The sequence below is a fragment of the Frischella sp. Ac48 genome, assembly GCF_019641635.1.
Lineage (GTDB): Bacteria > Pseudomonadota > Gammaproteobacteria > Enterobacterales > Orbaceae > Frischella > Frischella japonica.
On the sequence record NZ_JAETXP010000001.1, the window covers coordinates 68,595 to 89,147 of the forward strand.

A 20,553-nucleotide genomic window follows, 5' to 3' on the forward strand; every position below is an offset into this window, starting at 1 on the left:
AAAACCAATACACTATTCTTAAATTATTAAATAAAATCACAATAAAAAACCCTAGATAAACTAGGGTTTGATAGTAGAGTTGATAAGTTAATCAGTATGATTATCTATTTTTTATTAGCTTTACCTTGATACTCTGCATAATACTCTTGTGCAAGTTTACGCATAGATAAACCAATTGCCGCATATTGATATTCATTTAAGTTAGCTAATGAAGCCCGAGCAGATGGATGTTGCACTGCAAACCCTTTACCTGGTAATAAAACTACACCAGCTTCATCAGCAATTCTAAATAACATTTCAGATGGATTTTTATTTTTTAAGATCCATTTAGCAAACTTATCATCATAAAGTTCACGACAAATATGTTCTAGATCAATTAAGGTATAATAATCGACACTATTTTCATCAGTATGATGCTCAAGTCCCAAATGTTGATACAATGATGCTGCTCGACGACGAATTAACGATTTCAATGCGGCGTTATAACTTTGATCAGTATCCCTCATTTCACACAATGCACTAAGTGAATTCGAAAATTATTATTTTTCTGATTTGACAGTTACTTTCAATTAAACATTTTTAATTTGTATTCTTAATTCCTATTCATCATCTCTGATACTAAATTAATGGTATCTTGTTCAATCTGATCATTAAGATCCCTATCATTTTTATACACTACACTAATATTAATTAATCCTTCAAGAATCACCATCAGTTTATTTGTCAAAGACTCTTTATATGAATAATCTTCAAGTTTTGAATAAATTAGATGTCTAACAAATTCTTTATGCTCCATAAGTATATCTGATACGCAAGGCAAGGTTTCACGCATTTCCTCCACTGCTCGCATGAATAAACAGCCATTATAATCCACTTCAGAAAACCATTTTTTATGCCATTTAAATATTTCCAAAATAGCATTTTTTCCATTGAGTCCTTTAATAGAATCCTCAAGCTTTGAACGAAATATTGAGTCTCTATGTTTTAACACTTCTACGATAAGTTTATCTTTGCTTCCAAAGTGATTGTATAAAGTTGTTTTAGAACATCCTGATATATCCCTAATATCATCTACTCCTACACTAGTAAAACCAGTTCGATAAAACAGTTTTTCTGCTGTCTTAATAATTAATTCATCTGTTTTTTTCAAAATAAATCACCTAAATAAATTGCAAAGTGAACAGATCTGTACTACTATCAATTTTGTGTACAGATCTGTTCATATTTTCTATTCATATATTATAACTTATAAGGAAAACAATTAATGAAATTCTTTCTTTGGGGTAGTGAAAAACTACCTAATAGACCTAAATTACTTGATTTATTTCAAGGACTGTTAGGCGGAACTTTGGCAATTTTAACTCTGGAATATCTGACTATCTATTCTAGTAGCTATTTTATTATGGCTCCGTTTGGAGCTTCATGTGTTATCTTATTTGCTGTTTCTCAGTCTCCTCTTGCACAACCAAGGAATGTAATTTTTGGGCATCTTATATCTGCATTTATTGGTCTTATATTTTTGAAATTATTTGGTGATTCAATTTTTATTACTGCTTTAGCGGTGGGTTGTGCTATTGCAGCAATGCAATTCTTAAGATGTGTACATCCACCAGCAGGTGCGAATCCGTTGGTTATATTATTAACAGCAAGTCAGGTTAATTACGATTTCAGTTTTTTATTGTTTCCCGTGCTTTCAGGCTCCATCTCTCTGGTAATAATAGCCTATGCTGTTAACAATCTACTATCTAAAAACCAGTGGCCAATTTATTGGTTAGCATTTTTTAATGATAAAAAGAAGGAGTAATAAATATGACTTTACTTGAGATAAATATTTATTGGATAGGTTAACAAATAGGTACAAAGACTATAGTTAATAGTGATGTTGAAGCTGCGGTTAATATTTTAGGAAAAGACAAAGCTGTAAATACTGTTATTTTAAATAATTTTTAAAATAGCTTGTGCGAATATAGTAGGCGGTACTTTCATAACCGGTTTCATTAAAAGGGAAGCTAGAATAGTTAGCAAATAAATAATTTGTGATACTCAAAACCTAGCTTTGAACTTGATTAAAAATAATATTAATTTAATCAAAATTAGTCCTGTACTTCAACGCCAACAAAAAAGCTCTACAATATTCTATAAAAATTTTTTAAGATAGCTATGTGATATAAACAATAAAATTCAGGTTGGCGAAGGACCCTATCCTAGATTTTGTGTATTTGCCAGTTAGAGGTGACGAGTCATTCTGTCACCAAATTCTATAATAAATCGATTTATCGCACTCTTCCAGTTTTGAATAGGCATAGTCCATTTTTTAGATGCTTGTTGTATCGCTAAGTAGATGACCATTTTAACTGAGTCATCGGTCGGGAATACCTTTTTTTCTTGATAGCATGACGAATAACACTATTCAAAGACTCTATTGCATTGGTGGTATAAATCGCTTTGCGAATATCCTGAGGATAAACAAAGAAGGTGCTGAGGTTTTCCCACTGTCTGCGCCAGGATTGACCAATATACGGGTACTTATCATCCCAAATCTCCTCAAAATGAGCGAGTGCCTGTAATGCCTGTTCTTCGGTTGGAGCCTGATAAATCATCTTTAAATCTTTGCTTAGTTCTTTGTAATCTTTCCAACTCACCAATTTCAGACTACTGCGCACCATATGGATGATACAGCGTTGAATTTTAGTATCCAGATACACCGTATTAATCGCATCTGGAAAGCCCTTTAATCCATCTATACAAGCAATTAAGATATCTTCGACACCTCGATTTTTAAGTTCTGTGAGTACTGACAACCAGAATTTGGCACCTTCATTTTCTGCCATCCATAAGCCAAGCAGTTCCTTTTTACCTTCCACATTGATGGCTAGCGCAAGAAAAACGGATTTATTGATGATACTTCCATCTTGTTTCACTTTGACCGCAATGCAGTCCAAATAAATAATTGGATACAGATTCTCAAGCGGACGATTTTGCCATTCGACCACTTGCTCTTTTACTGAATCTGTCACTTTAGAAATCAGAATCGGAGAGATATCAACATCATACATCTCTTTGAATGTGTTGGTAATTTCCCTTGTCGTCATACCTTTGGCATACAAAAAGAGAATTTGATGATTAATTTTATCGATGCGTGTTTGATGCTTTTTAACTAGCTGAGGTTCAAAACTGCTTTCTCTATCTCGTGGAATGGCAAGCTCTAACTCGCCATCATCACTTATAACGGTATTTTTACTATAACCATTACGAGTATTGCTACCTCGTTTTTTCTGATGTTTTTCATGACCTAGATGCTGTGCCATTTCTTCATTTAAAGCCGTCTCAATCACCAACTTATTCATAAAGCCCGTTAATTTACCTAAATCTTCCTGAGTTTTTATGCCTTTGGCGAGCTCTGCGGCCATTTCTCTTAGTCTTTTTTCGTCCATTTATATCTACCTATTTTTTCTCATTAGAGTAGTTCAAATATAGACAAATACACTAATTTATTTATAGGGTCCATCAATCTATTTTTTGGGCGAGGATCAATCTTCTATATTGATATGCAGGTAATTAATTTTACTTTGATAGTATTTCTCTAAACTATAAAAATTCCCATTCTAAAGTTTTATCAAAATTTTTATTTTCATAAAAATAACTGACTACTTGCATAGCCATTTCTTTATCAACACAATACTTCATTTCAAAGTCACCTAATTGCCTTATTTAAAAATAAAAAAAAACTATTATGACAATCAACACATTTATTACCTTTTGTAATAAATGATATTACTCATTATATAATGCTCTTTTGTTCTAAAAAGATTATAAAAGTCAATAAAATAATTATAAGTGAAAAAGGCTGACTGTTATGAAAAACATTAGAATAGAAAACGGTAAATACACATTATATTTATTAATCACTGTATTTGGCTGGGGGGTTATGTACCCCGCTTCAAAACATGCAGTATCTTCAGGCATAGATGGCTATTATCTTACGTTTATTCGTTATATTCTCGGTGCCATTCTGGTAAACTTTGTTTTGTTTATTATAGAAGGTAAAAAAAGTTATAAAACGGAGGGTAAAACTTTCCAATTATGGCTTTTTGGAACAATAGGTTTTGCTGGCTTAAACTTTCTGACTTTCATTGGCATTGGGTTCTCTTCTGCCGAACATGCAACAATCATATTAGCATTAATGCCAATGTTATCCATGATTTTATCATCTATCCTTAATCAAAACATACCAAATATTAAAACAATATTATGTACCTTATTAGCTTTTGTAGGAATTGTTTTAGTTATTACGAATGGGGATTTTAATCATCTGATAGTATTATCAAGCGTCGTTGGTGACCTAATGCTGTTAGCTGCTACAACTTGCTGGGTTATTTATACCTATTTTGCAAATACAATGCTTAAAAAGCATAATTGGAGTGCGTTAAGAGTGACGGCATTAAGTTCTTCTCTTGGCGTGTTAAGTATTATTGTTATTACTTTAATAGTATCTTATTTAAATATAGCCAGCCCACCAAGTTCAAAAGCATTCATCACCTGCAGCTTTGATATTTTTATACTTGTTATCACAACATTAGTAATCGTCACTTGGAATGCTGGAATCAATGGTCTTGGTGCTATCAATGGTATTTTATTTGTAAATTTAGTACCTGTGTTTTCTTTCATTATTGGCATATATCAAGGTCATTGTCTTTCATATTTCGAGGTAATTGGTTCAACAATCACTATTATTGCACTTATTTTTAATAATTATTTCATGAGATTAGCAAATAAATAATAGATAACATCTTGATTTTTGTTTAACTTGAGTTCATTTAATCGAAATTATAGAATATTGTGGTAGTTATTTTAGATTTATGAAGGCAATCCAGTGAAAAAGCAGCTAAAGAATATGCATATCGCTAGTCTTGAATTATTTTTAATTGCAGCAGAGAATGAAAATTTTTCAGTTACTGCTGAATATTTAAATATTACTCCTGCTGCTGTCAGCCGTTCAATTAGAAGACTTGAAGATAAAATCGGATTTGATTTATTTTCACGTACAACACGGCAAGTCAAATTAACACGAGAGGGGCGTATCTATTATAAAAAATGTTCCGAAATATTAGATATGTTAAATAACGCTGAACATTTTATAAAAACAGAAAAAAATACTATCGGTGGTAAATTAAAAATTAGTGTACCAGAGACTTTTTTCAACTATAAAATCTCGCCTTTTCTAGCTAATTTTTCCGAAGAGTATCCTTATTTGAAACTTGATTTTTATATCACTAATAGAAATATTGATTTTGTTGCTGAAGAATATGATCTATCTGTTAGGCTTATACGAGAAAATACCAAACTAGAAGCATTTCTAATCAAAAAAAACTTATTTAATGCAACAACTGGGCTCTACGCTAGCCCAAATTACCTTGCTAAAAATGGCATGATTACTTGCCCTTCTGAATTGAAATATCATAAATGTATCAATTTTAGTTTAAGTCAAAATAACAAGCGATTTCAATGGGTATCCTTGAACAAAGACACCATTAAAGATACTATCAACAATAGTCAAATACAAATTTTTGATAGTATCCAATCAACTAAATTTTTAGCATTAAATGATGGCGGCATAGTTCAGCTCTTTAATTTTTCTGTACAAGAGGAACTACAACAGAATGAATTAATTGAAATTTTACCAGATTATAAACAAGAAAATAATTGGAAGTTTTGCTTTCTTTATCCTTCGGCTTATAAAAAATCGATCAAACTTAAAGTATTCATTGATTATTTTGCAAAAAAATTAACTTAAATTAAGTTAAATAATAAATTGGAAATAAAAGTCATTATACAAAAATAGCGTTACAATTTAGCTTTTCATTGAAAAACATTGACGATATATATCTTAAATCAAACTTATTGTAGTGAATAAGTTTTAATAGCTTTTTTGAATAGATTCTAAAAAAATTACGTATCAAACAAATGATGAGAGTTATATATTCTATATTTATAAAAAGTACTTCTTTATAATCTTCCAATTAACATATGATTCTATAAATCCAATAATAATAGTACAATTAATCATAATAACATTTACTGTCTATCTATCAATTTATAGAGCATAAATTCAAGCTCCGAGGATATTGTAATAACACGCAATATTCCCACTTAAATTGCAGTATGACTAATAATTAAAAATAACTTTTTTCCCTTTTAAATATTATATTTGTTTTTTGTTGAGCCTGCTGGTAAATAAAAGCACCGCCTAATTTTTAAAAAAAATAGTCACTGCTATCAAAAGCAAGTTTAGCAAATTTTGCTCCCTCCTTTAATGGATTTTCTAATAGCAATACCCATGATTAGAAATAAAATTGAATCTTTAGCGATATTATTCAGAAATTACAGTTTTATATCGTGGCAATATTTTATTGCTACTTATTTATAGATAGGGCTTCGAAATATTTATAATCTCGCCAATAGCCGTAATCGCTGAATATTTTCTTATGTTGTTGATATCATATGGAGCAAAGCATAATTACACTAAAGGTTTATTTGGCAACTGATTTAGGAATCCAGCAAATTGCTAGTATAGCGACAATAAAAGTTAGCGTACTTGCCACACCAATGGCAATGTGCATTCCTTCAACAAAGGCTTCTTTTGCCTGATTTATTAATGCAATTGCTAAATTGGGATAATCAAGCGTTTCATTTAATGTTCCAGCAATTTGGGGGCCAGAAATTCTGAAGAAAAATGCAGCTAAAGAACCCAAGATCGTAATTCCCAAAGCATTTCCTATTTCATTACTTGTTTCAGCTAAAGAAGCAGCAGCACCTGCATTTTTTGAAGGTACTGCTGAAACAGCTATTTCAGCAACCAGACTAAAAGATAAACCATATCCAACACCCGCTATAATTGATGAAACTATTACAGCTATGGCTCCGTGTGCTGTATTGGTAAATAATAGCGTTGCTGCCCCTAAACTAATTAGTAAATGAGTCATAATGAGTGAAGTTTTTTTGCCAATACGATCAGCAACTTTATTGGTAACGATACATGTTATGATTAATACCAATGCAGCCGGTAGAGCAAATAATGCAGCGGTAAAAACGTCAAATCCTAGAACAGATTGAAGATAGATACCCGTCAAATAACCTGAAGCTGACCATACAACCAAGGATAATAAACCAGTAACAATCGCAATTGAAAAAACACGATCTTTAAATAAGGATATATTTAATAAAGGATATTTAATATGATGTTGTCTTGTGATAAACCAAATTAAACTTATAATACCAATCAAACCAATTGTGATTTGTAAAGTTGATATACCATAAGCTGCAGCGCTTTTTATCGAATAAGTAAAAAATAAAATCCCTACAAACGATAAAACTAAACTTAATATGTCGATCTTTCCATAGTTTAATTGTTTAACTTCTTTCAGATAAATAGGTGAAAAAATTAAAAACAAGATAATGATCGGCAGATTAATAAAAAAAACCACACCCCAATCAAATTTACTAAGAAGAAATCCGCCTATAATTGGTCCAATAGCAAATCCCGCCGCAAAAGTAGCTGCAAATATTCCAATTGCTTGTGCTAACTGTTTTGGATTTAAAAATAAATTACTGAGAATGGCAAGTCCGGATGGCAATAATGTAGCACCTCCTAGCCCCATAATTGCTCGACTGATAATTAACATTCCTGGATTAGAAGAAAATGCTGCACAAAGTGAACCAATACCAAAAGTTATTGAACCAAATATGATTAATTTTAGCCTACCGTAATGATCACCTATATTTCCGAACGTTACTAATAAAGAACCAACAATAAGTCCATAAATATCTAAGATCCATAATGACTGATCAGCTGTAGGTAAAATTGATGATGTAATTTTGGGCATAGCCAAATACAGTATAGAGCCATCCATTGAAACTAAAAGAACTAACGCTAATATAGTCATTAAACCAAACCATGCTTTGTTATCCGCTTTTGTGTTTACAAAAGAACACGCTTCATTTCTATCTATCATAATTCATTCCTTAAACTGATAAAGTTTGTGTTGTAATGGTTGATTGTCACTAAGAATAGTGAGCTTATTTTTTTGAATTTTGGTACCTTTAGGAGTTAAAACTAAATCAGATGAAATTGCATCGATGAAAAATTTTTGTTATTTAATACTTGTTTTTTCATTAGTTGGATGCCTTTATTTATTTCAACTAATCACTCCATGGCCTTTTATATGAGCCCTAATAGGATAGAATTCCGAGTAAAAGTGATAAATTTCATCAGGAATGACTTTTTCTTCATAAACCATTCTCTTCTCTCTCCTTAAAAAACTAAAAATACGCTTTGCTCTTTAGTCATCCCATCTAACAGAATTAAATACGTAACAACGACTTTTTTAAATGAATTCTTAACGTTAAAAGATATAAATTCTATATAAAAAATGCCCTCTTTTAATTATGTTAACAATCGAAATTGTGATTTATAAAGGCTCGTAGAATAGCTAATCATACAAGTTGTCATAAAATGAAACATTTCTCTTTATGTAAAATGTCATTTGATGACATAAAATAAAGTATATGCAAAGTACTTGTGATTGACAAGAAATTAGTGAACTATATTTGCTTACATATCTAATCTGGTTTTATACTATAAGCTGGTGAGTCGACAAGGTATAAATTATAAACTGTAATACGCAACTTATTTATTAACGGAGCATTAATACGTGACGAAATTAAATGACTCACTTCGAGAAAGAAAAAAAATTAAAATGCGTGAAGAGCTGGTTGAAGCTGCATTTAAATTATTTGTACAAAAAGGGTTTGATAATACTACGATAAACGATATTGCAAACCTTGTTGATGTATCTCCTAGGACGTTTTTCCGTTATTTTTCAAGTAAGGAGGATGTTGTGTTGGATTATCAATTAGTTGAATATGATGAAATTATCACAGCATTAGAATCTCGACCAGCAAATGAACCTATTTTACTAGCAATGAGAAAAGCATCGGTAAATGTAACAAGATCTTGTGAACAAGGAGCTTATGGCATTGATCCAAATCGTTTTAAAACACTTAGAGATTTGATCCGAAACCATCCATCAATCCGCGCAAAGAATCATGAAATATTAAAAGCTAAAAAGCAGCTTCTTACAGAACTAATAGCAAAAAAAATGGGAGTAGATTATTTATATGATGTTAGACCAACGATATTATCAACTTTATTAGAGTATGTGTATAGTGCTACTTATGATATATGGAAAGAGCATAAAGACCGCGCTTCATTCTATGATGTACTTGACGAAACCTTTATTCTTATTGAAAAAGGCATGAACTATCCTTGTGAATCTTGAATTCATTATAAAGGGAATTTTACTAAAATTTTTCAAATGATTACCCAATGCAACTTTATTTTTGAATAAAATGAACTTGCATAAATATCTATGATGCGGATTTTTTTTAAAATCTTTATAGATATTAAAAAAGTATTTGTATCACCAAAAAATTTTGTGAAATATCTTTAAATTAAAGGCTGAACATATTACTAGAAGTAATAGATGTCTTTCATATGCAAAGTAGCGCATTTTTATTCCTTGATGGAATTTGTTACCGAAGCTAAAACATTAATCCCCCCTTATGCATAAAATAGCAACTTATTTTCTTAATAATAAAAAATTAATAGCTTATTATGTTTTAGCTTTGCACAAAAAATGAAGATATTTCGTTGTGATTATAAGCGATATAACCCCCAGCTGAGTTTAAATAAACCGCTAGAATCATCTCTAAATTTAGCGCTTCTTTTATTCTTATCAATAATGTTTTAAGTCTTAGATCATAATCGCATACAGCCACCTCAGCAAAAGTTTATGATATTTGATTTAACTGAGTCACTACATGCTTAATGATTGCATGATTTGCCATGATAATGCCGAGATCAGACAAACAATTGCCATTTCGCTCCTCAGCCACCACATAAACGCATAACCGACTAGCTACAAACAAGGTTATACAGTTAACTTAAATAGCTCAAAAGCTTGTAAAGCGATAACAATAGCCAATAATACAAATTCTTTTATAAGTGGCGACAACCAAATAAATCTCCTATCTTGCAAGGTTTTAAAAAGGCATATTAAACATACTTAATTTAAGCACGGATAATATATCCGCATTAATCAAAAACATTGCTCAAACTGACGAAATTAACTTTAATAATTGACAGTTAATGGTTAGATAAATAATGTAACATCTATACTATAACGATAATAACTTTCAAATTGATTTCAATAATTATTCACTATATTCGGTGGTAAACATTTGTAACGCAGGCTTACTTAATTTTTGATATTTACTATATGCAGAAGCAACATTTAACCGGATATTAGCTTTTGATTCACCCTTTAACCAGCTTTCAATCATAGCATAAACGCTATAAGCTTCAGGAGCCATATTATGCCGAGTTAAAATTAACGGTGTTATACCTAAACGCGACAAAGGTGATGAAAAATATTGTTGGCTCTTGCAAGCAAAAACCGCTGCATAGCGTGATTTTTGTTGTTCTTGTTGTTCTTTTGATAAGGTATTCCAACGCCAACTATCGGGTAGTAATTTATGCCATGACAATTCCATCAAATAATTATGACCGATATAAACCACCAAATCCGCTTTACCCCCGGCCATAATTTTTTTATTATCAAAAGAAAATGATTGTTGTTTATTACCCGATGAATAATCAATAAAATCACTTACTGCATCACTAATATAGTATCCATCATAAGCTTGAGCAATAAGATAGACATCTTTACTACGATGCTTATAAACGATTTCTTCTAATATTTTTGCATTGGTCGGTTTGTGGATTTTTAAAATTTGCCACTCTTTATGCTTTGCAAAATAGCTTTTAAATCCATATGCAGCCCCCCAATACAAATTATTTTGAGGATCCTGTCCATTACCTATTTTTTCAGGAACTGGAGCTATCATTTGATATTTGTTATCACATAATGCGACAACAACATGAATAACTTTTGTATTGGCAAAGCATGTTCCAGATAAAATAAAATATATAATTGATAGCATCCAAAAAAATAAATTTATTTTTTTCATTAGTAATCATTCCCTTAATAAATAGTTATAATAGCTTTATCAACTGTTAAACAATATCTTTAACAAATACTAAATATTAAACAATAGTTGATAAAATTAATCCCAAGCGTGGGGGGGCTTTTTGGTGGTGTTCCTGTTCTTAATGAAAAAGTTGATTCAGCAGCATTTATATAGGTAAGACTAAAGCTGCCTAATTACCCATTTTTACATTTTTTATTGTATTCATCTAATAGATCTTTGTTATTTTTGAAATCTTCTACCGTTTAGGTCTTTTCATTACATCATAATAAAAACATAGCCATAATCAATACTAAAACTTTTTTCATTTAAACCCCTTGCAACGTTGACTAATATTAAATGAAGATTTATTGTGTTTTATTAAAAAATCATTTACAGCTAAGCAGAGTCATTCAGATATTGTTTTAAAGGCAACTTTGCTCGTTTATTTTTTAGTGCAATATCTTCTAATTCTTCATTAATGGCTTCCATCTATTTCAAACGAAATTTTTTCGTTTCTTTAGATTTGCTCGGAATCTTCAATTTTAGTTCTTTTTATTAATTAGCATATAATAAACATTTAATATTAAATAATATCAAGTTGATTTAGCAAATTACTTATTTCATTATTTACTTTTTCATTATCTGTTCCAATCAAAATTTTACCATTAGATTAGCTTATAAAATACCCGTATCTATAATATGTAATGTAACCTAATAGTTTTATGTTATTTTTTTTGATAGATTTTTTCAATGACTTACCAGTAGCACACTTAAATAATTGGGTTAGTTGTTACTAAAGTTTGATAGCAATATACTTGCAATTTTGGGTTTGAATCTTCTATGCGTTACAATTATTCTTCTAATGCTAAGTCGTGTTTAATTACAATAATAAGTGAATTATTTCAATCATTAATTAAAATAATAACTTTTTAGTGCTAAATTATAATGATTTTGGCAACAAACTTTTATAATATAGAACGAAGTTTTGATTTTTTATATTTAATAATGATAATAAATAATAGCTTTAACTCTTATCAAGATTTCTTTGTTTCCGAACACCAAAATATTGTTATAACATCTCGATTACCGAAAGCATATTCAATCAATTCTGAATTTAGTAAAATTACTTTAATAAAAAAAGGAATTGGTTTGCATGTTGTTAACGGCAAACCTTACCCAATTTATCCTGGAATGTTATTTTTTACTCAATCCACTGATTTACATATCTATGAACATACAGAAAATTTAGAGGCAATTAGTATTTTATACTTACCATCTTCCTATTTTGTTTTAATAAAAGGATTTGAAGCTTTAATCCCAAAACAGTTTGCCTCATTCCATATCCATCGTTTTTTAGATAAAAATAGTGTAAATACGATTGAAATGTCTTTAAATAAACTGATCGCGAGTGCAAAAAAAACTTATATTGAACAAGAGAGTCTATTTTTACGTTTTTTAGTTAATTTAAGGCATTGTAGTTATCACTATAATCAGGAAAATAGTAGCGAACGCCGTTTTTTACGGTTAATACGCTGGCTACTCTATAATTTTGATGAGAATATTAACTGGAATGCACTATCCGAACAATTTTCCGTTCCAATTCGGACTCTACATCGTTATTTAGATAAAGATATCAATCTTTCACCACAGCGTTTTGTCACAAAATTAAGATTGTTTAATGCCTATTATCAATTGTTATATACAAATGAGTCGGTCATTTCCGTTGCCATGGCAAATGGCTTTGAAGATCAATCCTATTTTGCTACCTGTTTCAAGAAAGAATTTGGCGTTTCACCTCGCACCATACAAATGTCGGGAGGTAAGCGAATATAAATTTTAACTTTGCAATATTGAACCTTTTTCATATTTTGTGAACCTCATCACTTACCTATTTAAAACTTGGACAATATAAATAAAAACTTGTCCATGAGTTTAATGAAATATTTATTCTATATATTAATCTTAATACCTAAATAAATGCTTCTTATAAAGAGTTTATAAGAATTAAAGTATTGTTTTTATTTAATAAATACTATAGGGGATTGAGATACCATGTCTATTGCAGACCAATTTTTGCACAAGTCTTTAATACAATTTAAGCAACACTATGATTGTCAGGAAGCATTTTTTTCGGAACTTAATCAAAGGTTATCTACACAAGGATATGTTGAAGAAAGTTATTTATCTAACATTATCAGCAGAGAAAATATCTATCCAACGGGTTTAGTTACTTCCACAATAAATATTGCAATTCCACATACTGACCCTCAACACATTAAAAAACCTTTTATTGATATAACGAAATTAAATTCCCCTCTGACATTTATTGAAATGGGCAGTACTGATAAAAAAGTAGATGTCACTTGGATTTTTGCACTGGGTGTCACAAATGGTGCAAATCAAGTCGAGCTATTGCAAAAACTAATGCGGCTATGTAGTCAAAAAACAACTATAAATAAACTTCAATCTTTAACTGATATTGAAGAAATTTATCAATTCTTTTCACTAAATATAGACTTATGAGGTAAATTCTATGATCAAACATAATATTGAAACAGCACCATTTATACGTGAAATGTGTGATATTACATACAAATTATGGCAAAAAGGTTGGGCTGAAAGAAATGGTGGTAATATCAGTTATTTATTAAAAGAAGAAGAAGTTGCACCATACTTGGATACATCAAAAATTATTTCGGAATCCGTTATGCCAATTCCCATTCCAGAATTAAAAAATAGAATATTTTTAGTTTCTGGGTCAGGAAAATATTTTCGTAATGCAATTACCAATCCTGCCGATACTTTAGTTATCATTAAAATATCTGATGATGGAACAAAATACCAAAAACTTTGGGGACTGATTAATGGTGGAAATCCTACGAGCGAACTTGCATCGCATCTAAAATGTCATGCAACACGATTAAGTGTTGATCCTGAACATCGTGTCATTTTCCATACCCATGCAACATCAACCATTGCTATGACATTTGTACATGATTTGGATGAATCAAAATTCACTAAAACATTATGGCAACAAATAACAGAATGTTTGATCGTCTTTCCGGATGGCGTCTCAATCGTGCCTTGGATGATTGCCGGTACAGTTGAACTTGGTTGGGAATCAGCACGTAGAATGGAATATTGTCGGGTGGTAATTTGGGCTCATCATGGAATTATGGGTGCTGGCACTAGTATGGATGATGCTTTTGGGTTGGTTGAAACTGTAGATAAAGCGGCTGATATTTATTTACAATCCGCCTCGGTTACTACGGGTATTAAACAATCTATTACAACTGAACAACTTAAAAGTTTAGCTAAAGCATTTAATGTCGTTCCCCGTGAAGGTATTTTGTAGTTGATGAATAAATAAAAAGGAAGCATGTTTATGAAAAATATTAATGTAATCTCTGTATGTGGTTCTGGAACAGTAACAAGCTCTATGGTTGCAGAGAAGGTTAAAGATATTCTTGAAGTGAATGGGTATAAGGCTAAAACAGTAGAAGTCAATCCTGGTGGGGTTGATGGTCAATTAACTTCAGGAAAATGGGATATTATTGTTCACACCAGTCCCTTAAAAGGGACTTATCAGCTTCCTTGTATAAATGCTGTTGGTTTATTAACAGGATTAGATGAAGAAGGCTTTATTGAAGAACTATTAAAAACTATTGAAAAACTCGATATTTAGTTCTGTTCAATATAACAAAGCATTTATCCGATAATATAAGGAGATAATATCTATGTTAGAGTATTTATCAAAAATTATGGGGGCTTTCGGTGCAGCTATTATTGTACCCATTGTCATATTCTTTATTGCTTTAATTATGAAAGTTAAAGTAAAAAAAGCATTTCAATCCGCATTGAATGCCGGTATCGGTTTAACCGGTTTTGGTATGCTTATCGGGGCATACACACCAGTGGTTACCCCTGTGATCAATAGAATGGTTGAAGATTCAGGTATATCATTGCGAATCTTGGATACTGGTTGGCAAGCGACAAGTGTTGTTGCTTACTCAACACAGGTTGGCATGATCTTTTTAGGATTAGGGCTTTTGTTCCAAATCATTTTATTTGTTACGCGTTATACTAATATTTTCATGCCGTCAGACATGTGGAATAACTTTTCATTTATGTTGTGGGGCTCAATGCTTTATATTGCAACTGGAAATATTTATCTTGCGATTGGTTTAATGATTCTATCTAATCTATATTCGCTCGTATGTTCTGAAATTGTTGCTAAAAGATGGTCAACTTATTATGGTTATCCTGGGTGTACCATGACAGCGCCACATCATGTATGTTCTGTACCACTGGCTATTGTTGTTGATTGGATCTTAAATAAACTTGGCGCAAATAAAGTTCAGTGGAATCCGCAAACTCTTCAAGCAAAATTAGGATTTATGGGTGAACCTATATCTTTAGGTCTAGTACTAGGTTGCTTAATTGGTTTAGCTGGCAATTTTACGCGTTTAGATACAATTGAAGCTTGGGGTGAAATGCTTAAAGTTGGAGTAGCAACGGCTGCCGTGATGTGTATTTTTCCGAAAATTGCTGGGGTATTTGCATCCGCTTTCACTACCATAACTGATTCATCAAGAAAAACTGCCAAGAAAGGAAGTAAAGATCGCGTTTGGTTCTTAGCAATTAATGATGCTGCTGGTTATGGTGAGTCAGCAACATTACTCACAGGTATGTTGTTAATTCCTATCATTTTTATTTTAGCTATCATTTTACCGGGTAATGAAACATTACCAATGGTTGACTTAATTGCAATTCCTTACATGATTGAATTGATTATTGCGATCAGTAATGGGAATATTTTCAAATCGCTAATATCTGGAACAATTTGGTGTGTCGGTGGCCTTTACATCATTACCAACGTAGCCCCAGTATTTACTTCTGTAGCGCAAGATGTTGGCGTGATATTACCGGCCGGTGCTATGTTAATTTGTAGCTTTGCTGTTATGACCAATCACTTAATGGGTGGATTATTTATTATCTTTTTAACCCAAAACCCTGTCTATATTGCCTTAAGTGTTATTGTCTACATCGTATTTTATCTGTTTGTCCGCTTTAAGAGAGAGGCGATACATGATTATTTAGAAAGACAAGCTTTGGGCATTAATAATAAAGAAGAACTAGTAGGAGAATCACAATGAAAATAGTTGTTATAGGCGACGCATTAGTAAGCTCGGCAACGCTAGTTGATGCTGCGAAACAAATTCAGTTTCCAGGAAGTGATGAACAAATAGAATTTAAAATATTTGAATGGTTTTCAGATTTGAAAAAAGAACAGTTTCAAGAAAAAATTCTTGAAATTGAAAAAAATGGCCCAGAATGTGTTCCAATTCCAGATGGTGTAAATGAAGCAATGGTAGATGCCGATTATTTGTTGGTACACATTGCTCCCGTGTCGAAATCCATGATTGAGTCTGCTAATAAACTCAAGTTGATCGGCACTTGCCGCGGCGGTTTAGAACATATAGCTCTTGATAGTGTCAGAGCGAAAAAAATTACGTTAATACATGTTATCAGAAATGCGGAACCCGTCGCAGATTTCACCATAGGTTTAATGTATGCTGAAACTAGAAATATTGCTCGTGCTCATTATGAAATTAAACATGGTCAATGGCGAAAAAGTTTTTCAAATGATCCTTATAAAACAATATTAACCAATCATACTGTTGGGCTTGTTGGGCTTGGGTATATTGGTAAATTAGTTGCCAAAAGATTAAATGCTTTAGGTGTTAAAGTTATTGCTTTCGATCCTTTTGTTGATAAATCTAAAATCGCCAAAGAAGGTATAAATGTTGAATTTTTGGAATTTGATCAAGTTATTAAGCAAGCGGATATTTTATCACTACATATGCGATTATCGCCAGAAACTGAAAACATGATTAATAAAGATGTTATTAATAAAATGAAACCAAATAGCTATATTATTAATACTGCACGGGCTGGCGTATTAAATAAAGCCGATCTTATTGAGGCATTACAAAACAAAACAATTGCCGGAGCAGCTTTAGATGTAAGTTGGGTTGAACCGATTGAACACGGAGATCCACTACTCGATTTAGATAATATTACACTTACAACGCATATTGCTGGCGATACGATAGATGCGATTCCAAAAGCACCATACCTACTTAAGAACGTCCTAAATGATTATTTCCAAGTAGGCTTTAGTGATATGTTAATTAAATAGCTTAATAAAGGGCTTTTTATTTAAGTCAACAATAATTATTATATGGAGAACATATGATGTACAGAATGATTCTTAATGAAACATCGTACTTTGGTGCAGGTTCAATTAGTCATATAGTCGATGAAATTAAAAAACGTGGTTTTAAAAAAGCTTTAGTTGTCACAGATAAAGATTTAATAAAATTTAACGTTGCCACCAAAGTCACTAAATTATTAGATGACAATGAATTTAGTTATCAAATTTTTGATGAAGTCATACCAAATCCAACGATCGGCATTGTCCAAAAAGGTGTTGAAATATTTAAACAATCCGGTGCTGATTATCTTATTGCTATTGGTGGAGGTTCACCACAAGATACGGCAAAAGCAATAGGTATTATCATAAATAATCCAGAATTTGCTGATGTTCGTAGTCTCGAAGGAGTTGCACCAACCAAAAAGCCAGCCGTACCGACCATCGCAATACCAACCACTGCAGGTACTGCTGCGGAAGTAACAATCAATTATGTTATTACTGATGAAGAGAAGAAACGTAAATTTGTATGTGTTGATCCGCACGATATTCCGGTTGTGGCAATCATTGATTCAGATATGATGACCAGTATGCCTGCCAGCTTAAAAGCGGCTACTGGGGTAGATGCTCTCACCCATGCCATCGAAGGTTATATAACTAAAGGTGCTTGGGAGTTATCAGATATGTTTCACCTAAAAGCGATCGAAGTAATTTCAAGATCTTTGCGTGATTCAGTTAAAGGAATTGCCAAAGGTTGTGAAGATATGGCACTAGGTCAATATATTGCCGGTATGGGCTTTTCAAATGTTGGTTTAGGATTGGTTCATGGTATGGCCCATCCTCTCGGTGCCTTCTATGGCACACCGCATGGTGTAGCAAATGCTGTGCTATTACCACATATTATGGCTTATAATGCTGATTTTACCGCAGACAAATATCGTGCTATTGCTGAAGCGATGGGAGTTCATGGAACAAAAGATATGACGACAGAGCAAGCGAGAGAAGCAGCCATCAATGCAGTGAAACAACTTAATTTAGATGTTGGCATTCCAGCTTCATTAAAAGAAATTGGAGTAAAATTAGAAGATATACCTAGTTTAGCGCAAGCTGCGTTTGATGATGTCTGTACCGGTGGTAATCCACGTGATACCAATGTGAAGGAAATTGAGCAATTATATTATTCAATTTATGAATAATATTTTTTCCACTTAATTCCAATGAAATAGGTTAGATGAAATAATTCTAACCTATTTATTTAATAATATAATTTCCTTTAGTCATTGGTTATTTAGAACAATCATCGCTTAATATTCTTATTTTTGATATTGAGTGTCAAAGCTACATTCATTGACAGGTTCTTGAAAATGATTAATAGTATCTTTCAAGACCTATATTACTAAATAATTTTGACTACAGGCTGTCATGCTTTTTGCTAAATTTTATAAGATTACCATATAGTGAGCGCTATAGTAGATAAATATGAAAACCAAGCGTAACAATTATTGTTTTAAATATAGATACCCTGCCTAATCCTTATGCCAGTTATAAGCTATTATTGAACTCATAATTAAAGAATAGGTATTAAAACCAATAAAATTAAAAACTAATTTCTTAACCATCATTCTAATACTTTTATTTTTGCTATAGCAGGAATTTAATTTTTCATTAAGGCTTATGTAATTTATTTCATTCCACTTTTTGCCCTCATTTGCAATAACTCATTTTTAATAGACCAAATTTGATTAAAACTTATAAAAAAGTGATAAAGATCAACATTAAAATTACTCTCAGGCTATATTCTTGTAGCGACATTTTGTTATTTAACTAAATTCCAATCTTTTCAAATTTTTTAATAACGCTATTACTTTTAACAAAATTTAAATCGTCCTTTCATACGCTGCATCCACTTAACATTAACTATATCTTTTAGAAAATAGTCCTAGGTTAGGATAATAAGATATATTGTTTTTATAATTGCAATCTACATCGCAATTGGGATTTTGCTTTTAAATAAAATTTTAATTTTCAAACAATAATAAAAAAGCGATGTTACAACAACATCGCTTTTTACTATTTCACTTTCTGTTATTTATTATTTATTTTCATCTGTACAGGATAATGATCTGAATAATTATCTGTAAATTCATCTTTAAGAACCATTACGTCAATGACATCTTTTTCGAGTGAAGGGGAAACATAAATATAATCATAACGTAATGGAGTTGAAGCTTGGTCATAAAATACTTTAGTTGGTGCCGTTGCAATAAATTCGCGATTTTTTAATTTCAGTGCATCAATGAAACCTGCATCTAAAAGGTTTTGCTGAACCGTATAACTTAATTTACCATTAACTAAATTTTCTAAAATTGGTCTATTTTTCTCTTTTTCCTTGATATCATTTAATAGATGACTTTTATCATAAGCTTCCTTATCAGCGGGTGAGAAGGAATTTAAATCTCCAGCAATGATCCATTTACCATTTGGATCACGACTATATTTTATTGAATCAATAATTAAATTCATTTCATCAATTCTTTTTGCAGTCCAAAACGGGTTCATGTGCGTGACAACAAAATGATAATCACCAATATCAGCAAATAACGCACCATGCCATAAATTATCTACAACTTTATTAACATTAACGATAGGATATTTAGATGTAATCGCAACAGGAAAGAAAGCGGCATCATCCGGTGACTCTTTTAAGAGTACAGCATATTTATGTCCATAACTTGCGGCAAATGTTTCTAATTTCTCACGTGTAAAAAAATTCATTTCTTGCCAAGCAATAATATCAGCATCTTGGATTTTGGCCCAATCAATAAATTTCTGTTTACCTTCTGACTCATCTAACTTCATACCATTATAAACATTATAACTAATGATTTTTAAAACTTTTGTTTCTTCCAGCGAAGCAAAAGCTGATGCACTGAGAATAATGCTACTAATAATAGCTAACAACTTTAATTTCATTTTATTCCCCTTCATAATTAAACCTAAAATAAATATTAAAGAGTTTCGATATTAAGCAAAACATTTTTTATGATTTATGTGATATCGATCAATTATTTTATTAAAAAATTCAAACTATTGAATTCAATTATATCCTATCCACATCATTACCTTTAGTAAAATGGTAATATATTATTTTAATTAACGGGTTAGCTCATTAGAATGTCACGCATCAGTTATAATGATACAGACGAGTTTAAGAGATAAGACTATTTCGATTAATCTTATGTTCTTTTTTA

Annotated in this window: 15 protein-coding genes and 2 pseudogenes; 11 read left to right on the forward strand and 6 right to left on the reverse strand. The window is 31.4% G+C overall.

Features of this window, described 5'->3' with window-relative positions:
• Positions 1–104: 104 nt before the first annotated feature.
• A pseudogene (locus JMI89_RS00295) lies at positions 105–524 on the reverse strand (bifunctional aspartate transaminase/aspartate 4-decarboxylase); the annotation flags it as partial.
• Positions 525–592: 68 nt separating this feature from the next.
• Positions 593–1,150: a TetR/AcrR family transcriptional regulator gene (locus JMI89_RS00300; protein WP_220679028.1), complete on the reverse strand. Its 558-nt coding sequence runs from the start codon at positions 1,148–1,150 to the stop codon at positions 593–595.
• Between the two features lie 114 nt (positions 1,151–1,264).
• On the opposite strand from JMI89_RS00300, the gene JMI89_RS00305 reads away from it, so the two are divergent.
• Positions 1,265–1,804: an HPP family protein gene (locus JMI89_RS00305; protein WP_187755546.1), complete on the forward strand. Its 540-nt coding sequence runs from the start codon at positions 1,265–1,267 to the stop codon at positions 1,802–1,804.
• A gap of 422 nt (positions 1,805–2,226) precedes the next feature.
• Here JMI89_RS00305 and JMI89_RS00310 read toward each other — a convergent pair.
• A pseudogene (locus JMI89_RS00310) lies at positions 2,227–3,434 on the reverse strand (IS256 family transposase).
• Between the two features lie 422 nt (positions 3,435–3,856).
• Between JMI89_RS00310 and JMI89_RS00315 the strand changes: the two are divergent.
• Positions 3,857–4,780: a DMT family transporter gene (locus JMI89_RS00315; RefSeq protein WP_187755547.1), complete on the forward strand. Its 924-nt coding sequence runs from the start codon at positions 3,857–3,859 to the stop codon at positions 4,778–4,780.
• Positions 4,781–4,873: 93 nt separating this feature from the next.
• Positions 4,874–5,794 (forward strand): LysR family transcriptional regulator, encoded by a 921-nt coding sequence (locus tag JMI89_RS00320; RefSeq protein WP_187755548.1) that lies wholly within the window; start codon positions 4,874–4,876, stop codon positions 5,792–5,794.
• Positions 5,795–6,530: 736 nt separating this feature from the next.
• Here the strand turns inward: JMI89_RS00320 and JMI89_RS00325 are convergent.
• Positions 6,531–8,012: an MFS transporter gene (locus tag JMI89_RS00325; protein WP_187755549.1), complete on the reverse strand. Its 1,482-nt coding sequence runs from the start codon at positions 8,010–8,012 to the stop codon at positions 6,531–6,533.
• Positions 8,013–8,711: 699 nt separating this feature from the next.
• On the opposite strand from JMI89_RS00325, the gene JMI89_RS00330 reads away from it, so the two are divergent.
• On the forward strand, positions 8,712–9,338 hold the full coding sequence (locus tag JMI89_RS00330) for a TetR family transcriptional regulator (protein WP_220679029.1): 627 nt from the start codon (positions 8,712–8,714) through the stop codon (positions 9,336–9,338).
• 934 nt (positions 9,339–10,272) lie between these two features.
• Here JMI89_RS00330 and JMI89_RS00335 read toward each other — a convergent pair.
• A complete protein-coding gene (locus JMI89_RS00335; RefSeq protein ID WP_220679030.1) occupies positions 10,273–11,088 on the reverse strand; it encodes a hypothetical protein in 816 nt (271 codons plus the stop codon).
• Between the two features lie 1,005 nt (positions 11,089–12,093).
• On the opposite strand from JMI89_RS00335, the gene JMI89_RS00340 reads away from it, so the two are divergent.
• From JMI89_RS00340 to fucO, 7 genes are all read left to right on the forward strand, one after another.
• Complete coding sequence (locus JMI89_RS00340; protein WP_187755551.1) at positions 12,094–12,921, forward strand: helix-turn-helix domain-containing protein; 828 nt, start codon at positions 12,094–12,096, stop codon at positions 12,919–12,921.
• 219 nt (positions 12,922–13,140) lie between these two features.
• Positions 13,141–13,611 carry a PTS sugar transporter subunit IIA gene (locus JMI89_RS00345; RefSeq protein ID WP_187755552.1) on the forward strand — a complete coding sequence of 157 codons (471 nt, stop codon included), beginning with the start codon at positions 13,141–13,143 and terminating at the stop codon, positions 13,609–13,611.
• A gap of 10 nt (positions 13,612–13,621) precedes the next feature.
• Positions 13,622–14,443 carry a rhamnulose-1-phosphate aldolase gene (gene rhaD, locus JMI89_RS00350; RefSeq protein WP_187755553.1) on the forward strand — a complete coding sequence of 274 codons (822 nt, stop codon included), beginning with the start codon at positions 13,622–13,624 and terminating at the stop codon, positions 14,441–14,443.
• 30 nt (positions 14,444–14,473) lie between these two features.
• Positions 14,474–14,773: a PTS sugar transporter subunit IIB gene (locus JMI89_RS00355; protein WP_187755554.1), complete on the forward strand. Its 300-nt coding sequence runs from the start codon at positions 14,474–14,476 to the stop codon at positions 14,771–14,773.
• Positions 14,774–14,825: 52 nt separating this feature from the next.
• On the forward strand, positions 14,826–16,244 hold the full coding sequence (locus tag JMI89_RS00360; RefSeq protein ID WP_187755555.1) for a PTS galactitol transporter subunit IIC: 1,419 nt from the start codon (positions 14,826–14,828) through the stop codon (positions 16,242–16,244).
• Positions 16,241–17,290, forward strand: a complete 1,050-nt coding sequence (locus JMI89_RS00365) for a 2-hydroxyacid dehydrogenase (RefSeq protein WP_187755556.1) — start codon at positions 16,241–16,243, stop codon at positions 17,288–17,290. Before JMI89_RS00360 ends, JMI89_RS00365 begins: the two co-directional genes overlap by 4 nt.
• 53 nt (positions 17,291–17,343) lie before the next feature.
• Positions 17,344–18,498 (forward strand): lactaldehyde reductase, encoded by a 1,155-nt coding sequence (gene fucO / locus JMI89_RS00370; RefSeq protein ID WP_187755557.1) that lies wholly within the window; start codon positions 17,344–17,346, stop codon positions 18,496–18,498.
• Between the two features lie 889 nt (positions 18,499–19,387).
• Here fucO and JMI89_RS00375 read toward each other — a convergent pair.
• Entirely contained in the window at positions 19,388–20,275 is an 888-nt protein-coding gene (locus JMI89_RS00375; RefSeq protein WP_187755558.1) for an endonuclease/exonuclease/phosphatase family protein, read from the reverse strand.
• Between the last annotated feature and the right edge of the window lie 278 nt (positions 20,276–20,553).